General features: G+C 70.4%; 14 protein-coding genes. 11 read left to right on the top strand and 3 right to left on the bottom strand.

The annotated features are described in order from the left end of the window. Positions 1-9: 9 nt before the first annotated feature. Entirely contained in the window at positions 10-4737 is a 4728-nt protein-coding gene (locus IQ279_RS28495) for a DUF6531 domain-containing protein (RefSeq protein WP_206348904.1), read from the bottom strand. A gap of 507 nt (positions 4738-5244) precedes the next feature. Here IQ279_RS28495 and IQ279_RS14285 point away from each other — a divergent pair. Continuing rightward, positions 5245-5448 (top strand): DUF6229 family protein, encoded by a 204-nt coding sequence (locus IQ279_RS14285; RefSeq protein ID WP_206348903.1) that lies wholly within the window; start codon positions 5245-5247, stop codon positions 5446-5448. A 103-nt stretch (positions 5449-5551) separates the two neighbouring features. Beyond that, complete coding sequence (locus IQ279_RS14280) at positions 5552-8473, top strand: type 2 lanthipeptide synthetase LanM family protein (protein ID WP_206348902.1); 2922 nt, start codon at positions 5552-5554, stop codon at positions 8471-8473. Between the two features lie 652 nt (positions 8474-9125). Here IQ279_RS14280 and IQ279_RS14275 read toward each other — a convergent pair. Next, a complete protein-coding gene (locus IQ279_RS14275) occupies positions 9126-9740 on the bottom strand; it encodes a hypothetical protein (protein WP_206348901.1) in 615 nt (204 codons plus the stop codon). Positions 9741-10243: 503 nt separating this feature from the next. Between IQ279_RS14275 and IQ279_RS14270 the strand changes: the two genes are divergently transcribed. After that, positions 10244-11011, top strand: coding sequence for a hypothetical protein (locus tag IQ279_RS14270; protein WP_206348900.1), 768 nt, complete (start codon positions 10244-10246; stop codon positions 11009-11011). Positions 11012-11549: 538 nt separating this feature from the next. On the opposite strand, the gene IQ279_RS14260 is transcribed toward IQ279_RS14270, so the two are convergent. After that, positions 11550-11747, bottom strand: coding sequence for a PIN domain-containing protein (locus IQ279_RS14260; RefSeq protein ID WP_206348898.1), 198 nt, complete (start codon positions 11745-11747; stop codon positions 11550-11552). A gap of 566 nt (positions 11748-12313) precedes the next feature. Between IQ279_RS14260 and rpsJ the strand changes: the two genes are divergently transcribed. The 8 genes from rpsJ to rpsC are packed head-to-tail and all read left to right on the top strand — an operon-like array spanning position 12314 to position 16662. Continuing rightward, positions 12314-12622 (top strand): 30S ribosomal protein S10, encoded by a 309-nt coding sequence (rpsJ, locus tag IQ279_RS14255; RefSeq protein WP_004571821.1) that lies wholly within the window; start codon positions 12314-12316, stop codon positions 12620-12622. Positions 12623-12636: 14 nt separating this feature from the next. Beyond that, positions 12637-13284 carry a 50S ribosomal protein L3 gene (gene rplC / locus IQ279_RS14250; RefSeq protein WP_093851460.1) on the top strand — a complete coding sequence of 216 codons (648 nt, stop codon included), beginning with the start codon at positions 12637-12639 and terminating at the stop codon, positions 13282-13284. 8 nt (positions 13285-13292) lie between these two features. Beyond that, positions 13293-13943: a 50S ribosomal protein L4 gene (gene rplD / locus IQ279_RS14245; protein WP_206348897.1), complete on the top strand. Its 651-nt coding sequence runs from the start codon at positions 13293-13295 to the stop codon at positions 13941-13943. Then, entirely contained in the window at positions 13943-14266 is a 324-nt protein-coding gene (gene rplW, locus IQ279_RS14240; protein ID WP_101255275.1) for a 50S ribosomal protein L23, read from the top strand. Before rplD ends, rplW begins: the two co-directional genes overlap by 1 nt. A 39-nt stretch (positions 14267-14305) precedes the next feature. Next, a complete protein-coding gene (gene rplB, locus IQ279_RS14235; protein ID WP_093851457.1) occupies positions 14306-15142 on the top strand; it encodes a 50S ribosomal protein L2 in 837 nt (278 codons plus the stop codon). Positions 15143-15156: 14 nt separating this feature from the next. After that, on the top strand, positions 15157-15438 hold the full coding sequence (gene rpsS, locus IQ279_RS14230; protein ID WP_101255276.1) for a 30S ribosomal protein S19: 282 nt from the start codon (positions 15157-15159) through the stop codon (positions 15436-15438). Between the two features lie 46 nt (positions 15439-15484). Further along, the gene (rplV, locus tag IQ279_RS14225) at positions 15485-15832 is read left to right on the top strand and encodes a 50S ribosomal protein L22 (RefSeq protein WP_006130776.1); all 348 of its coding nucleotides are present in this window, start codon (positions 15485-15487) and stop codon (positions 15830-15832) included. Beyond that, the gene (gene rpsC / locus IQ279_RS14220) at positions 15832-16662 is read left to right on the top strand and encodes a 30S ribosomal protein S3 (RefSeq protein WP_206348896.1); all 831 of its coding nucleotides are present in this window, start codon (positions 15832-15834) and stop codon (positions 16660-16662) included. The genes rplV and rpsC overlap by 1 nt, the downstream gene beginning before the upstream one ends. Positions 16663-16667 lie beyond the last annotated feature (5 nt).

Raw genomic sequence — 16667 nt, 5'->3', positions numbered from 1 at the left:
GGGTGAGAATCATCCTTCTTGAATTACGCGTCCCGAGCCGGGGACAACGGAATTCCTGAGTTGGCCGAGGAGATTGTTCGGAATCCCGTAGAGATCCGGCCCCTTGGTGGGGTCGGAGATCTCGGGGTACTCCTTGAGGAGTTGCTTCCACTCCTGTCGGGTGAACGCGGAGCCGTCCGGGTGCTCGTCCTTGTCCTGGGGCAGGGCGTCGGCTTTGACGGCATCACGGTACGCCCGGGGAACGTCGAAGGCGACGATCTGTCCCCCGTCACCGCGGAACTCGGTGGTGTGCCTGATGTCTCCGCTCATGTTCACGTAGAGCTTTCCGTTCCCTGTGATCGTCACCTCGCCGTTGTCTCCAATGTGTACTCGCTGACTCAGCGGGTGGTCGGTCTGTTTACGGTAGACGGTCACGACGTCCCCGTTCTCGCAGTCGGGTGCGAGGCCGAGGGGGTCGGTCCAGGTGTGGGGGTTGTGGACGTAGGCGACCGGGTTGGGGGCGGGGGCCAGGCCGAGGGGGTCGGGGGTGGTGTAGCGGCCGGTGTCGGGGTCGTAGTGGCGGAAGTGGTTGTAGTGCAGGCCGGTCTCGGGGTCGGCGTACTGGCCGGGGAACCGCAGGGGTGTGTAGGCGGTGGCGTCGCGGTTCCAGGTGGTGGTGCCCCACAGGGTGGTGCGGGTGTGCCAGGCGACGGTGCCGGTCTCGTCGACGAGTTCGGTGGGGGTACCGGCCAGGTCGGTGACGATGGCGAAGAACCGCCGGTCGATCTCGGCCTGATCTCCGGGGTCGAGGAGGCGTTCGGTCTGGGCCAGGGGGCGGTGGCCGTCGTGGTCCCAGGTCAGCACCGTGTGGGTGGCGGTGTTGGACTCCTCGGCCAGGCGGGTGCCGTCCCAGGTGAACAGGGTCTCCTCGGCGACCTCGCCGTCGGCGGTCAGGCGCTGCTTGGCGGTGCGGCGGCCCAGCGGGTCGTAGCGGTAGCGCCACACCGTGCCGTCGGGGGTGGTGCAGGAGACCAGGCGGTCCTCGGCGTCCCACTCGTAGCGCCAGGTTTCGGGTTTGCGGGACAGGCGGGTCTTCTGGCGCAGGACGGTGCGGCCGGCCGCGTCGTGGGTGTAGCGGATACGGCCGGCCTGGGTGATGCGGGTGCCGTCGTAGGTGCGTTCGCCGCGGGCCTCGGGGTGCGGGGCGGCGTCGGGCCAGGAGGCGGAGGTCTGGTTGCCCGCCGTGTCGTAGGCGTAGGTCTCGGTCCAGTCCTCGGCGGTGACGGTCAGGGGCCGGCCGACCGGGTCGAGGCCGTAGTGGCGGGTGGTGCCGGTGAGGTGATCGGTGACGGCGGTGAGGTGGCCGTCGGGACGGTAGGCGTAGCCGCGGGAGCGCAGGGTGCGGCCCTGGGCGGCCAGGGTCTGTTCGGTGGGGCGGCCCAGGGCGTCGAAGGCGGTGGCCAGGGTGACGGGCCGGTCGGTGGCGCCGAAGGAGCGTTCCAGCTCACGTCCGAGCGCGTCGTGGGTGAAGGCGAGGGGGTGGCCGGAGGCGGTCAGGGCGGTGCGGTTGCCCGCCGTGTCGTAGGCCAGTTCGGTGACCGCGCCGGTGGGGGTGGTGCGGGAGGTACGGCGGCCCAGGGCGTCATAGGTGTAGCGGGTGGTGCGGCCGTCGATCGTCTCGGCCAGGACCCGACCGAGGATGTCGCGCTCCACGGTGAGGCTGGAGGTGGGCGAGGCGGCGCCTGCGGGGCGTCCTGCGGCGTCGTAGGAGTACTCGGTGCGGGCGCCGTCGGCGTCCTTGGCCACCAGGCGGCCGAGGACGTCGTGTTCGTAGCGGATCTCGTGGCCGAGCGGAGTGGTACGGGCCGTCAGGCGCCCGGCCGCGTCGTGGGCGTAGGCGACGGTGCGGCCGTCGAAGTCGGTCTCGGACACCAGCCGGCCGGCCCGGTCGTAGGTGTAATTCCAGTTCAGTCCCTGGGGGTTGGTGACCTGGGTGAGGCGCAGCTCGGTGTCGTGGGCGAACTCGTAGCGTGCCCCGTCCGGGCCGGTGCGGGCGGCGAGCCGGTCGAAGTGGGTGTGCTCGAAGCGGGTGGTGCCGCCGTTCGGATCGGTGTGGGAGGTGCAGTTGCCCTCGCCGTCCCAGGTCCAGGACTCGGTGGTGCCGTCCGGGGCGGTGCGGCGGGCCGGTTTCCCCTCGACCGTCCACTCCAGGCGGGTGACCGCGCCGAGGGGGTCGGTGACGGCGACGGGTCGGCCGAACGCGTCGCGGGTGACGGTGGTGGTGTGACCGGCCGCATCGGTGACCGTCAGCGGCAGTCCGGCGGAGTCGTTCGTCACGTGCTGAGCGGCGCCCGCCGGGTCGGTGACGGTCACCGGAGCACCGGTGCTGTCGTGGGTGAAGGCCGTGGTCGCGCCGTCGGGCGCGGTGAGGGAGATGTGGTTGCCGCGCTCGTCCCATCCCTGACGCCAGATGCCGCCGTCGGGGCCGGTGATCTCGACGGGGAGGTTGAGGTCGTTGTGGCGGGCGGTGGCGGTGCTGCCGTCGGGCAGGGTGATCGCGGTGACGTTGCCCGCCTCGTCGTACGCCCAGGTCGTGGTGCGGCCCAGTCCGTCGGTGCGGGTCAGCAGGTTGTCCCGGTCGTCCCAGGTCTGGCGGACGGTGTGGCCGGCCGGGTCGGTACGGGCGGTGACCTGGCGCAGGCCGTTGATCTCCAGGGCGGTGACGGCGCCGGTGGAGTCGGTGTAGCGGGTGACCTGGTTCCCGGCCTCGTTCGCGGTGTATTCGAAGGTGGAGGAGAGGAAGCCGTCGGGGCCGGTGGTGCGCACCACGCGGCCGGCGTCGTCGTAGGCGTATTCGAAGGCGGAGTCGTTGCGGTCGGTCCAGGAGGTGATCCGTGCGTCCCGGTCGTAGGAGAAGCGCAGGGCCCGGCCGGAGGAGTTGACCACCGCGTCCAGGTTCCCGGCCGCATCGAAGCCGTAGGAGAGGACCGTCACCGGCCCGTTCGGGGTGCGCAGGGCCAGGCCCGCCACCCGCACCGGACCGCCTCCGTCCGGGCGGGTGGTGGTGACCTGGACCTGGTAGCCGCCGGAGTGGACCACCGCCTCGGGCGTGCCGTCGGCGCCGCGGGCGATCTCCACGCGGTTGCCGTTGCGGTCCTCGACCGCGGCCAGGTGGCAGAAGGCCGGGGCGTCGAAGACGCTCTCCGGCAGTTCGGCCCGGGCGAAGCACCGGGTGATGCCGGTGTGCGGATCGGTGACCGCGAAGAGGATGCCCGGCTCGCCGGCGGTGCGGGCCAGCGGCAGCCGCGGACCCTCCATCGGCCACACCGGCTCCCCGCCGGCCCCCGGCACCCGCGGATACGTCAGCGCCGAGCCGTCCTCACGCGCCCACACCACCGTGCCGTCGCCGTCGACGTGCAGCCGCTCGTCCAGAGTGGAGGCCCAGGAGCGGCCGAACCACCGGCCCCACCGGTAGTTCGACAGATGGGTGCGGCGCAGCACCAGCGGCAGGACGCCCGGCAGTTCCAGGTCGGTCTGGGCCAGGATCATCTCGCCGGTGGCCACGTCGACGGGATCGTTCAGACAGGTCTTCCTGTCCAGCGGGATGCCGTTGGTGCGCGGATCGGACTTCACCGTGCGCAGCGAGTCGGGCCGGGTGCGGGCGGCGGGGGTGTCGCCGTCGCGGCGCGGCCCGCCTCCTCCCGGCCCACCGCCCCTCCTGCCGCCGTCGTCGGTGCCGTCGCCGGTCTTGATCCTGTCGAAGGAGTCCTTGGTGCGGCGGTCGTTGTCCTTGTGGGAGTCGGCGATGCCGCGCACGCCCTTGGGCAGGGCGCCGCCGAGGTGGTCGCCGAGCTGTCTGGTGGCCTTCTCCAGGGCGTCCATGCCCCGGTCGGCGACCTCGTTGACGAGGTCGGCGATCTCGTCCCGGCCGCGGGTGCGGCCCTGGTGCCCGCGCGCCTTGCCCAGCTTGCCGGAGGTGCGGCCGTTGAGGGAGCCGGCGGCGGTGTTGAGCTTGGTCGCGGCCCGGTCGTGCTCGTCCTCGTCGATGTCCAGGGTGCCGATCAGCCCGCCCAGGCGCGGCGGGACCGGCGGTCCGCCGTCGGCGGAGGCCAGGTTCCATCCCTGCTGGAGTCCCTCCTTGCCCGCGTCGCCGACCTTGTCCATGTCGACGCCGTCCTGGGTGCCCAGTCCGTTGGCGGCCAGCTGCACCACCAGCTCGGCGGCCATGTTCTCCAGCGCGGCCACCGCCGGCTCGGACATCGCGGTGACGATCTCCTCCACCGCCAGGTCGGCGGCCTCCTTCAGCGCCCGCTTGACCGCGATGCGGCACGCCTGGATCGCGCCCGCGCTCAGCAGGGTGGACAGTCCGGCGGTGAACGGGGCGGCGGCCAGTCCGATGCCGATGGAGGCGGCCAGCGCGATCAGCTCGCCGACCGCCACGGCCTTGCGGCCCGCGATCAGACCGGCCGCCCCGTCCAGCGCGTCGGCCAGCACCCGGGCGGCATCGCCCAGATCCTTCATGTGCTTGCCGTTGACCTTGCCCCAGTAGCCGTTCAGCGCGCTCAGCGCCTCGCTCTGCCCGGAGGAGATCAGCCGCTCCATGCCCTTGTGCGCGGCCTGGGCGTCCTCGTCGACGTCGTCGGCGAAGTCCCGCAGCTCCTTGGCCATGTCGCGGTAGTCGTCCTCGTCGACGTTGGGCCAGCCCACGCCGATGATGTCGAGCATCGCGTCGGCGCCCTCGGGCAGCACATATCCCATGGCCCAACTCCCCCCGCCAGCCGATGAGTTCGCACTGTGGTCGTGCGGTCATCATGCCGCAGGGGGGTGACACGGCGCCTCCGGGAAACGTCCGGGGGGCTCCTGCTCCTGGGCGGAACGGTCCGGCCGCACCGACGGCCAGGGACGGGCCGGCTGCGGTACGGCAGGGGCCGGTGGGGCCACCGGGACGGGCCCGCCGGGGGCCGGGCCGCGCGATCGGGCCCTGTCGGCCGGCGGATCATGGCCGGTTCCGGCGTACGCCGGGGCGCGCGCGGGCGGGTCCCGCGGGCCGCCGGGCGAGGGGAGCGCGCGCCGGGGCGCACAACGTCTCACGTCATGGCGCCGCCGGTCCGCCCGGAGCGCCCCGGCGGGGGCCGGTGCCTTCCCGGACGCAAGCTCCTGTTGTCGCCAGTGAGGAGAGTCCGGATTCCGCCCGGTGTCCTTGTGGACGGAGTGTGAATACCTGAACCTTGGCCCTCACACTTCCCACCACTCTGGAGGTTTGTCATGCCCCAGGCAACTTTGACGCGGGCCGACGAGATCGTCGCCGCCTGGCTCGACGGCGCGGAGAGCTCCCACGGCGAGCTCAGCCCGGCCGGCCCGCTGTACGTGGGCGGCGACGCCACCGAGGCCGCGCTGGTGGACGCCACCGACGCCCTGTTCACCGCGTGCAGCAGCTGTAGCGGCTCGATGAACAGCTACTGCTGCTGACCGGCGCCACCACAGCCCCGGACGGTGCCGTGCCGCCGTCCGGGGCACCACCGGAGGACCCCGCCGCGGCATGGTCGCGGACACCGACAGGAGCGAGCAGGCCATGACAGACGTCACCGGCAGGCAGGACACCCCGGCCGAGACCGGCCACTTCGAGGCGCCGGTGGCCGCCTGGACCGCCGGATTCCCCGCCGAGCTGCGCCGCCGCCTGGCGGCCGTACCCGGCCTGAGCGACGCGGAGCGGACCCTGATCGCGGCCACCGCGCGCACCGCCCAGCTCGCCTCCCTGCAACGCAAGCTCAACCGGCTCCTGCTGCTGGAACTGCGGGCCCAGAGCCTTACGGGAGCCCTCCCCGGCGCGGACGGCCCCGAACGCTGGGCGGCCTTCCAGGAGCAGGCCCGGACCCCGGAGTTCCGCGAGCGCCTGGAGAGGAGGTACCCCGGACTCGGCGAGCGCGTGGCACGCGCCACCGCCCCCCTGGCCGACGCGGCCGCCGAACTCGCCCGGCGCCTGGCCGGGGACCGCGACCGGCTCCCCGCACTCCTGGGCCGCCCCGCCGGGCGGCTGACGGCCCTGCGCCTCGGGGCGGGCGACCCCCACCAGGGCGGGCGTACCGTAGCCCACCTCACCTTCGAGGGCGGCAGCGTGATGTACAAGCCGCGCCCCCTGGACACCGACACCGCGCTGGAACGCCTGCTCGTCCGCCTCTGGTCGCACCCCGGCGCGCCCTCCGGCCCCCGCCCGCGCACCCCCCGCGCACTCCTGCGCGACGGCTACGGCTGGACCGCCCACGTCCCCCACCGCTACTGCGCCGACGAGGCCGAACTCGCGCGGTACTACCGCACCCTGGGCCACTGGCTGGCCCTGATGCGCCTGACCGGCGGCACCGACCTGCACGCCGAGAACCTCATCGCCCACGGCCCCGAACCCGTCGTGGTGGACGCCGAATGCCTGTTCACCCAGGACGTCCCGCCCGCCGAGGACAGCGGGCGCGGGGCCGCCGTGGACGCCGCCGCCGCCGTCATCCGGCGCACCGTGCTGCGCACCGGCATCCTGCCGACCCGGATGGGCGGTTACGCCATGGGCGGCACCGACATCTCGGCGGCCGGGGCGATCCCCGGACAGCAGCCCCTGATACCGGTGCCCGTCATCACCGGCGGCGGCACCGACGGCGCCCGGATGGACACCGAACTCATCGCACCACCGCCCTCGGCGAACCTGCCCGCCGCCGAACCGGCCCTGTTCCGGCACTGGGACCGGGTGCTCGAAGGATTCCGCGAACTGACCGCCCATCTGCACCGGATGGACTCCGAGGGCGGCGGACTGCCCGAGCTGCTGCGGCCGTTCACCGGCTGCCGGGTCCGGAACCTGCGCCGCGGCACCCAGGCGTACGTCGACATCGGCCGGATGCTGTGGCACCCGGCCTCCCTGCACCGGCCACAGGAGGCCCGGCGGCGGGCCCGCGAGGTACTGCTCGGCAACGCCCGGGCCCTGCCCGGCGCACCGGACTCCCCCCAGACCATCGAATCGGAGATCGAGGACCTGCTCGCCGGCGACATCCCGGTGTTCACCGCCGTGGTGGACGAGGCGACGATCCGGCACGCGGTGGCGGACTGGCGCGGCGCGGATCTCCGGATGGAGGAGTCCGTCATCCAGGGCGCCCTGGTGGGCGCATACCTCAACGAACGCACCCTGCCGCCCCGCGTGCGGGCGGACCTGCCCGCCCCCCGGCACGACGGGCTGGAGCGGCGCCGGCGCGCCATGGCGGCGGCGATCGTGCGGACCCTGTGCGAGGAGGCCGTCACCGGCGAGGACTCCACCGTCACCTGGGTGAGCCCGGTCCTCACCGGTGTCGGCTGGGCCATCCGCCCGCTGGCGGCCGATCTGTACACCGGGCAGGGCGGCGTCGCGGTCGCCCTGGCCGGATACCTGCGGGAGGTGCGGCGCGGCCGGGCCGACCCCGTACCCGGGCTCGAAGGCGTCCTGGAAGGCGCGCTGCGCGTGCTGGCCGCCACCGAGGACACCACGGCCACCGCCTTCATCGGCGGCTACACCGGCATCGCCTCCCAGGTGTGGACGTGGACCGAACTGCACGGGCTGCTCGGCGACGAGGCCCACCTGGCCCGCGCCCGGCTCCGTGCCGCCGCGCTCACCCCCGAACTGCTCGACGAGGACACCGACCTAGACATCCTCGGCGGCGCCGCCGGGGTGATCGTCCCGCTGCTGAACCTCGCGCACCTCACCGGCGAGGAACGGTGGCTGGCCACCGCCGCCCGCGCGGCCCACCGCCTGGAACGCACCGCCGTCCGCGACGACCGCGGAGCCCGCTGGTCCACCGCGCTCTTCGCCGAGGGCATCGGCGGCTTCGCCCACGGCGCCACCGGCATGGGCTGGGCGCTGCACCGCCTCGCCCTCGGCGGGGCCGGCACCGAGGCCGACCGCCGCCGCTGGCGCGAGCTGGCCGGGGCCGCCCTGTCCTACGAGGAGTCGCTGTGGGACCCGGAGGCCGGCAACTGGCACGACGCCCGCATCGGCAGCCAACAGGACCACGCCACCGCCTGGTGCCACGGCAGCACCGGCATCGGTCTGGCCGCCGTCGACCTCTACCACCGCACAGGGGACTCGGCCCACCTGGCCAACGCCCACCGCGCGGCGGCGGCCGGCCTGGCCGACGGCTTCGGCTGGAGCCACACCCTGTGCCACGGCGATCTGGGGCTCGTCGAGCTGCTCACCCACCTGCGCGCCCTGCCCGCGCCCTGCCCCGGTGCCGATCCCGGCGCCGTGCCCGTCCCGCCCCCGGTCCGCGTCCCCGACACCCGGGACCTGCTGGCCGGGCTGCTCACCGACCTCGAACACCGCGGCCCGGTCGGCGGACTGGCCCGGGAGTCCTTCTCCCCGGGGCTGATGCCCGGCCTCAGCGGGGTCCTGCACCTGCTGCTCCGCCTCACCCCGGACGCCGCCGGACCCGGGCGCCCCCGCACCCCGCTGCTCCTCACCGCTCCCGAGGGCCAAAGTCCGCGATAGCCTCGTTTTCTCGCTTTCTCGCTTTCTCGCGCGCCCAGCAGACGCGGAGTCCTTCGTGATGCAGGTGATCCTGAGTCGCAAGGAGGATTGCTGAGGTCTTTGTTCCCGCCTCTGTCGGAGGCACTTCCCAGGGTGAAGCACTCCATCGGGTTATACCCCCGTCTCCGCGTCCAGGACGACGGCCGCCAAACCATCTCCCAGGCCATGGCTCCCTGGCACAAACCGCGGGCCGCCCACGATCCGGGCAGGGCCCTCCCGCACCTTGCTCCGCAGGCTCGCACTGGGCAGAAACCGCCTCGCGGACATCGCGGTGCTGCGGAGTGAGCTGGCCGTCTTCGGCCTGGTCGTCTCCTCGGACGTCCTGCACTCCCGCCGGACCCCGACTCACCGGCAGTCTTCCCGCCCTTTTGGGGGAGCCGGAACAGGCCGCGGAACGATGGAACCCGGCATCCACCCGAGACGACAGACGGCTTCTGAGCCTGCCCACTACCAGTCAGAGAAAGCGGAACGGTCCACCGACTCCGTCGGTGGACCGTCATGCAAGCACGAGGCCGGCTCCCATTGCTCGTCAGGGACAAGCCGACGCGAAAGACCGACGCTCACGAACCGTCATGATGCCGCGCCCCACGGCATCGCCACGTGAGAAAACCTCTCAGTCCCAGGGCTCGCCGATTTTTCCTTCCAGTACGCGCCAGTTCTCGCCTGTCTCGTACTCCGTGGCATTGGACTGGCAGAAGACGAAATCCGCTTTCGGATCTGCCGCGTCAGGAAGGACGGCTGCTTCTCCGGTGGCTTCCTGAGCGCCCATGACAATTCGGTAGCCGAAGGACCTGAGGTTGGCCAGCTCCCTCCCGAATACCTTGAGTTTCGGTGCCAGATAAAGATTTTCCTGCCGTCGTTCAGAGGCAAGGTAGAAGGGGGCGGTCGAGTGGACACCGCCGAGAAGCCAGGAGTCGTTGACGAGGATCGACCAGTTCCTGGTGTGGAGAATCGCACCCCGATCGACACCCGGAACGCGTTCGTCGATGGTCTTGAGATTCTCACGCAGAATGTCATCGATTCCAGCTCCTCCGGGCTCGCCGGGGCGCCCCGACCGGAGACCGCCCGCGATGAGACCCTCGATGGCGTTCGACCGACACGCCCGAAGCGTGCTGTCGTACACCCACCACGCCACGTCCACCCATGGCGTCTCGAACGAGTCTCTCCCGTTGATCACGGCCGTGCCCGCGTTGTCGTACAGGCCCCGTGCTTCCATGGCGGCGTCCATGAACTGTTCTCTGTTCCAACCGCGGGTCATCTTTCACCTCTCGGAAATCGGGTGTGCGCATGGGAGATGAGCCAATGATGCACACCGCTGACCGGGAGATCATCCAGCGGCCGGCTAAACCACCCCATCTGGTAAGGGCGATGGCCGGTGCGCACAGGGGCTGGGACGAGCGCCCTCGCTCTGGGGCGTGCGCAAGGCGTGCACCGAGAGTGCGCGTGCGCGGATCCATGCGTCTTCGTGGCCGGCCCGGACACGATTCCGGGTACCTTCATCCTCGCTCCGAGACGGGAGCTTCGCGGGTCAGGTAAATTCTGGCGCGGCAGCGGCAAAGGTGAAAGGTTTCTCCTTGCGAAGTCGTCCCTGTCTTTTCCCCTACCCGCTGGGAGACCCCTCTACGCCGGAAGCAACTGGAAGGGATGAGCGTGCGGTGGGGTTGGTTTGCGCTGGCGCAGACATGAGCAGCGATCTCCCTGCAAGGTTTCACCGAAGAGAATGGAGCTGCGGTGTCCGTCATCAGCGCCCTGCGTAATGCGCTCAACACCTCGGACGCGGACCAGAGGAGGCAGCAGGAGCAACTCGACTTCATGCTGAACGCCGCGAAGAACAAGGGAGAGGTCTTCGATAACGAACTTCGACTTTCTTACAGCGATCCTGAATCTCAGCTCATCAAGATCGTGGGTGTTCCCACATACTACGACCATGGGTATCTGGCAAACGTGCACGAAGGTGCTGATGCGGGAATCTCCAGTGCCGTCGACACCTTCTTCGCAGGGAAAGACGGGGCCGTTAAGAGCGGCATCCATTCGCTCGTCACTACGGCGGTGAACGCAATCCTCGGGAACTCCTCCATGGGAGAGCAGCTCGACGACAAGACCTTCATCGCTCTGGAGCACAATGCCATCGTCCGAGTGGACGTCAAGTTCTGGCGCTACAACTTTTCCGACAAGGGCGTGATCGGTAACACGCAGAACGTCTTCTGTTATTCCTTCGGACGCTCTGTCGTCGATCACACGGCGGTCCCGATCGACGTGCTGATCAACCTCGTCAGCCAGGAGATCGGCGACGATGCGGCGCCGGCTTACCTGAAGAAGATGGAGGAGATCTATCAGTTCCAACAGCAACTGGACCCCGTCACCGCACACAAGGGATACCAGCACCAGAGTATTGATCACGCCGTCGACCGGGGAGTCCTCACGCCCGAGGAGGCGGAACAGCATCACGGGGCGGTGGAGCGGGGAAGGACGGTCCTGACATCTTCCGGTTCCGCCTGACGGCACCCCTGGGGATGACCGCTCGTGCACCCAGTCCTGAGCTTGTTCCGTGGCCTCGCGCTTTCATGAGAGGTGACGTTGCCCGCCTCGTCGTACGTCCAGGTCGTGGTGCGGCCCGGTTCGTCGTTCCCGGCCGTGTCGAAGCCGTGGGAGAGGCCCGTCACCGGCCCGTCCGGGGTGCGCAGGGGCCGGCGGCAGGACACCCGGAAGTTCCAGGCCGGTCTGGGCCAGGGTCATCTCGCCGGTGGCGACGTCGACGGGATCGTTCGGACGGGTCTTCCTGTCCAGCGGGACGCTGTTGGTGCGCGGATCGGACTTCACCGTGCGCAGCGAGTCGGGCCGGGCGCGGGCGGCGGGGCGTCGCGTAGCCGTTCAGTGCGCTCAGGGCCTCGCTCTGCCCGGAGGAGACCGGCCGCTCCATGCCCTTGTGCGCGGCCTGGGTGTCCTCGTCGACGTCGTCGGCGAAGTCCCGCAGCTCCCCGGCCATGTCGCGGTGGTCGTCCTCGTCGACGTTGGGCCAGCCCACTCCGATGAGGAGTCAGTGCGCCGAGCCCGGCTCGGCCGCCCAGCGGGTCCACTGGCCGGTGATCTCGGCGATCACGTCGAAGCCGCCGTCGTAGGGGAGCACCGTCAGTCCGTTCCGCCTGGCGACCGCGTCCCGGCCCCAGCGGTAAAGCGCTGACTTGTCGCCCGGGAAGGCGGCGGTGAACACCGCCGCCTTCCCGGGGTAGGGCATCGTGCTTCTTGAGGCTGCCGTCGCGGTTCTTCGGGCCGGTGGACTCGGTGATCCCGGTGGTGTCGATCTCGCCGTCGCGGATGGCGTCACGGAACTCACTGCACAGGCGGCGCTTGACCGCGTCCTCCATGGCCGCGCGGACGGCGGGGAAGCGCCACCGGTCCGGCATGGTCCGGCATGGTTCGGCGGCGTTCCGGCGGGGTAACGTGATGGGTCCGATTGGCATCGGCGATGCCCCGTGTGGCAGACTGTCCGGGTTGCTCGGTTGAGTGCCGATGCTGCGCGCCTCCCGCCGGGAGGACCGGAAGCGAGTCCCAATGTATTCGTCGCCCCTCGTCAGGGGCGGAAGTACGGGAATCTTCCGGGAAGCGTGGGCGGGGTACCGACCAGGCGCCCGGTGGGTTTCCTCCCCCGGTTCCGCGGTCTCGCGCACCGCATCCCCAGGCAGGGAAATTCAAGGATTTCCATGGTGGCGGGAATGCGACACGCCCGACCGCGTGGGTCGGAGGAGAGTGTGGTCCCGCCGGGTCCCGGAGCGTGACGAGAGACAGGACTACGAAGTAGCCATGGCGGGACAGAAGATCCGCATCCGGCTCAAGGCCTACGACCACGAGGTCATCGACACCTCGGCGAAGAAGATCGTCGAGACGGTGACCCGTACTGGTGCGTCGGTCGCGGGCCCGGTGCCGCTGCCCACAGAGAAGAACGTGTATTGCGTCATCAAGTCGCCGCACAAGTACAAGGACTCGCGCGAGCACTTCGAGATGCGTACCCACAAGCGCCTGATCGACATCCTCGACCCGACGCCCAAGACCGTTGACTCGCTGATGCGCCTGGACCTGCCGGCCGGCGTCGACATCGAGATCAAGCTCTGAGAGGCGCGGTAGAGATGACCACCAAGCAGATCAAGGGTGTCCTGGGCGAGAAGCTCGGCATGACCCAGGTCTGGGACGAGAACAACCGTGTCGTCCCGGTCACCGTCGTCAAGGCCGGCCCCTGCATCGTCACCCAGGTGCGCACCGCAGACAAGGACGGCTACGAGGCCGTCCAGATCGCCTTCGGCGAGATCGACCCGCGCAAGGTGAACAAGCCCCTCAAGGGCCACTTCGCCAAGGCCGACGTCACCCCGCGCCGCCACCTGGTGGAGCTGCGTACCGCCGACGCCGGCGAGTACACGCTCGGCCAGGAGGTCACCGCCGAGGTGTTCGAGTCGGGCGTGAAGGTCGACGTCACCGGCAAGAGCAAGGGCAAGGGCACCGCCGGTGTCATGAAGCGCCACGGCTTCGCCGGCCTCGGCGCCGGCCACGGCACGCAGCGCAAGCACCGCTCTCCCGGCTCCATCGGTGGCTGCGCCACCCCGGGCCGCGTGTTCAAGGGCCTGCGCATGGCCGGCCGCATGGGCAACGAGCGGGTCACCACCCAGAACCTGACCGTCCACGCCGTTGACGCGGAGAAGGGCCTGCTGCTCATCAAGGGCGCGGTCCCTGGTCCGAACGGCGGCCTCGTCCTGGTCCGTACCGCGGCCAAGGGGGCCTGAGGTAACCGATGAGCACCATTGACATCCTTTCGCCGGCGGGCGACAAGGCCGGGACCGTCGAGCTCCCCGCGGAGATCTTCGACGCGCAGGTCAGCGTTCCGCTGATCCACCAGGTCGTCGTCGCACAGCTGGCCGCTGCCCGCCAGGGCACGCACAAGACCAAGACCCGCGGCGAGGTCCGGGGCGGCGGCAAGAAGCCGTACCGCCAGAAGGGCACCGGCCGCGCCCGCCAGGGTTCGACCCGCGCCCCGCAGTTCGCGGGCGGTGGCGTCGTGCACGGCCCCGTGCCGCGCGACTACTCGCAGCGGACCCCGAAGAAGATGAAGGCCGCCGCCCTGCGCGGTGCCCTCTCCGACCGGGCGCGCCACGGCCGCGTCCACGTCGTGAGCGGCGTGGTCGAGGGCGAGATCTCCACCAAGGCCGCCAAGACCCTGTTCGGGAAGATCAGCGAGCGCAAGAACGTGCTCCTGGTCGCCGACCGGAGCGACGAGGCCGCGTGGCTGTCCGCCCGCAACCTGCCCCAGGTCCACATCCTGGAGCCGGGCCAGCTGAACACCTACGACGTGCTCGTCTCCGACGACGTGGTCTTCACCAAGGCCGCCCTCGACAGCTTCGTGGCCGGCCGCAAGGCCGCCCAGCACGAAGGGAGCGAGGCCTGATGGCCGAGACCACCGTCACCAGCAAGACCTTCTCCGACCCCCGCGACATCCTCGTGAAGCCGGTGGTCTCCGAGAAGAGCTACGCGCTGCTGGACGAGAACAAGTACACGTTCGTCGTCGACCCGCGTGCCAACAAGACCCAGATCAAGCAGGCCGTCGAGGCGGTCTTCTCGGTCAAGGTCACCGGGGTCAACACGATCAACCGCCAGGGCAAGCGCAAGCGCACCCGCACCGGTTACGGCAAGCGCGCCGACTCCAAGCGCGCCATCGTGACCCTCGCCGAGGGCGACCGTATCGACATCTTCGGCGGTCCGGTCTCCTAACGGAGGTCGTACCGTCCGATATCGGACGAGGACTGAGAAATGGGTATCCGCAAGTACAAGCCGACGACCCCGGGCCGTCGTGGCTCCAGCGTCGCCGACTTCGTCGAGATCACGCGGTCCACGCCGGAGAAGTCGCTGGTCCGCCCCCTGCACAGCAAGGGCGGCCGTAACAACACCGGTCGTGTGACCGTCCGCCACCAGGGCGGCGGCCACAAGCGCGCCTACCGGGTGATCGACTTCCGTCGTCACGACAAGGACGGCGTGCCGGCCAAGGTCGCGCACATCGAGTACGACCCCAACCGCACCGCGCGCATCGCGCTGCTCCACTACGTCGACGGCGAGAAGCGCTACATCCTCGCGCCGGCCGGCATGAAGCAGGGCGACCGCGTCGAGAACGGCCCCGGCGCCGACATCAAGCCGGGCAACAACCTCGCGCTGCGCAACATCCCGGTCGGTACGACCATCCACGCCATCGAGCTGCGGCCCGGCGGCGGCGCGAAGTTCGCCCGCTCCGCGGGCGCCTCCGTGCAGCTGCTGGCGAAGGAGGGCCGCATGGCCCACCTGCGCATGCCGTCCGGTGAGATCCGCCTGGTCGACGTCCGCTGCCGCGCCACCGTCGGCGAGGTCGGCAACGCCGAGCAGTCGAACATCAACTGGGGCAAGGCCGGCCGTATGCGCTGGAAGGGCGTCCGCCCGACCGTCCGCGGTGTGGTCATGAACCCGGTCGACCACCCGCACGGTGGTGGTGAGGGCAAGACCTCCGGTGGTCGTCACCCGGTCTCGCCGTGGGGCAAGAAGGAAGGACGTACTCGCTCGCCGAAGAAGGCCAGCAACAAGTACATCGTCCGCCGCCGCAAGACGAACAAGAAGCGCTAGGAGGCGGGTTTTCGATGCCGCGCAGTCTCAAGAAGGGGCCTTTCGTCGACGACCACCTGATGAAGAAGGTGGACGTACAGAACGACGCAGGCACCAAGAACGTCATCAAGACCTGGTCCCGCCGCTCCATGATCGTCCCGGCCATGCTGGGCCACACGATCGCGGTGCACGACGGCCGCAAGCACGTCCCGGTGTTCGTCACCGAGTCGATGGTCGGCCACAAGCTCGGCGAGTTCGCGCCGACCCGCACCTTCCGCGGCCACGAGAAGGACGACCGCAAGTCGCGTCGTCGCTGATGTGCGGAAGTAGCGAAGACCTATGACTGACACCGAAGGGACAACCATGGAAGCCAGGGCCCAGGCGCGGTACATCCGCGTCACGCCCATGAAGGCCCGCCGCGTGGTGGACCTCATCCGTGGCATGGACGCCACGGAGGCTCAGGCGGTCCTGCGTTTCGCCCCGCAGGCCGCGAGCGTGCCCGTCGGCAAGGTGCTCGACAGCGCCATCGCCAACGCCGCGCACAACTACGACCACACGGACGTCGACAGCCTCTTCATCTCCGAGGCCTACGTCGACGAGGGCCCGACCCTGAAGCGGTTCCGGCCGCGCGCCCAGGGCCGCGCCTACCGGATCCGTAAGCGGACCAGCCACATCACGGTGGTCGTCAGCAGCAAGGAAGGAACCCGGTAATGGGGCAGAAGGTCAACCCGCACGGGTTCCGGCTCGGCATCACCACGGACTTCAAGTCCCGCTGGTACGCCGACAAGCTGTACAAGGACTACATCAAGGAAGACGTCGAGATCCGCCGCCTGCTCACGCAGGGCATGGAGCGGGCCGGCATCTCCAAGGTGGAGATCGAGCGCACCCGTGACCGCGTCCGCGTCGACGTTCACACCGCCCGTCCGGGCATCGTGATCGGCCGCCGCGGCGCCGAGGCGGAGCGCATCCGCGGCCGGCTGGAGAAGCTGACCGGCAAGCAGATCCAGTTCAACATCCTCGAGGTGAAGAACCCGGAGACGGACGCTCAGCTGGTGGCCCAGGCCGTCGCCGAGCAGCTGTCCTCCCGCGTCTCCTTCCGCCGTGCGATGCGCAAGTCGATGCAGAGCACGATGAAGGCCGGCGCCAAGGGCATCAAGATCCAGTGCGGTGGCCGCCTCGGCGGCGCCGAGATGTCCCGCTCCGAGTTCTACCGCGAGGGCCGGGTCCCCCTGCACACCCTGCGCGCCAACGTCGACTACGGCTTCTTCGAGGCCAAGACGACCTTCGGCCGCATCGGTGTGAAGGTCTGGATCTACAAGGGCGACGTCAAGAACATCGCCGAGGTCCGCGCCGAGAACGCCGCCGCCCGCGCCGGCAACCGCCCGTCGCGTGGTGGCAGCGACCGCCCGCGCCGCGGTGGCGAGCGCGGCGGCCGCGGCCGCAAGCCGCAGCAGGAGCGGACCGAGGCGCCCAAGGCCGCCGAGGGCACCGCTGCCGCTCCGGCCGCCGAGAGCACCGGCTCTGCCGGGAAGGAGGCCTGACCGTC

The organism is Streptomyces verrucosisporus (genome assembly GCF_017114865.1).
GTDB lineage: Bacteria > Actinomycetota > Actinomycetes > Streptomycetales > Streptomycetaceae > Streptomyces > Streptomyces fenghuangensis.
Note: the sequence above shows the minus strand (reverse complement) of the source record. Positions and strands in the feature narration are given on the sequence as shown.

Coding starts and splice junctions, on each gene's coding strand:
- rpsJ (WP_004571821.1), top strand. CDS start 12,314: ATGGCGGGACAGAAGATCCGCATCCGGCTCAAGGCCTACGACCACGAG.
- rplC (WP_093851460.1), top strand. CDS start 12,637: ATGACCACCAAGCAGATCAAGGGTGTCCTGGGCGAGAAGCTCGGCATG.
- rplD (WP_206348897.1), top strand. CDS start 13,293: ATGAGCACCATTGACATCCTTTCGCCGGCGGGCGACAAGGCCGGGACC.
- rplV (WP_006130776.1), top strand. CDS start 15,485: ATGGAAGCCAGGGCCCAGGCGCGGTACATCCGCGTCACGCCCATGAAG.
- rpsC (WP_206348896.1), top strand. CDS start 15,832: ATGGGGCAGAAGGTCAACCCGCACGGGTTCCGGCTCGGCATCACCACG.
- IQ279_RS14260 (WP_206348898.1), bottom strand. CDS start 11,747: ATGCCCTACCCCGGGAAGGCGGCGGTGTTCACCGCCGCCTTCCCGGGC.
- IQ279_RS14285 (WP_206348903.1), top strand. CDS start 5,245: ATGCCCCAGGCAACTTTGACGCGGGCCGACGAGATCGTCGCCGCCTGG.
- rplW (WP_101255275.1), top strand. CDS start 13,943: ATGGCCGAGACCACCGTCACCAGCAAGACCTTCTCCGACCCCCGCGAC.
- IQ279_RS14280 (WP_206348902.1), top strand. CDS start 5,552: ATGACAGACGTCACCGGCAGGCAGGACACCCCGGCCGAGACCGGCCAC.
- IQ279_RS28495 (WP_206348904.1), bottom strand. CDS start 4,737: ATGGGATATGTGCTGCCCGAGGGCGCCGACGCGATGCTCGACATCATC.
- rplB (WP_093851457.1), top strand. CDS start 14,306: ATGGGTATCCGCAAGTACAAGCCGACGACCCCGGGCCGTCGTGGCTCC.
- IQ279_RS14275 (WP_206348901.1), bottom strand. CDS start 9,740: ATGGACGCCGCCATGGAAGCACGGGGCCTGTACGACAACGCGGGCACG.
- rpsS (WP_101255276.1), top strand. CDS start 15,157: ATGCCGCGCAGTCTCAAGAAGGGGCCTTTCGTCGACGACCACCTGATG.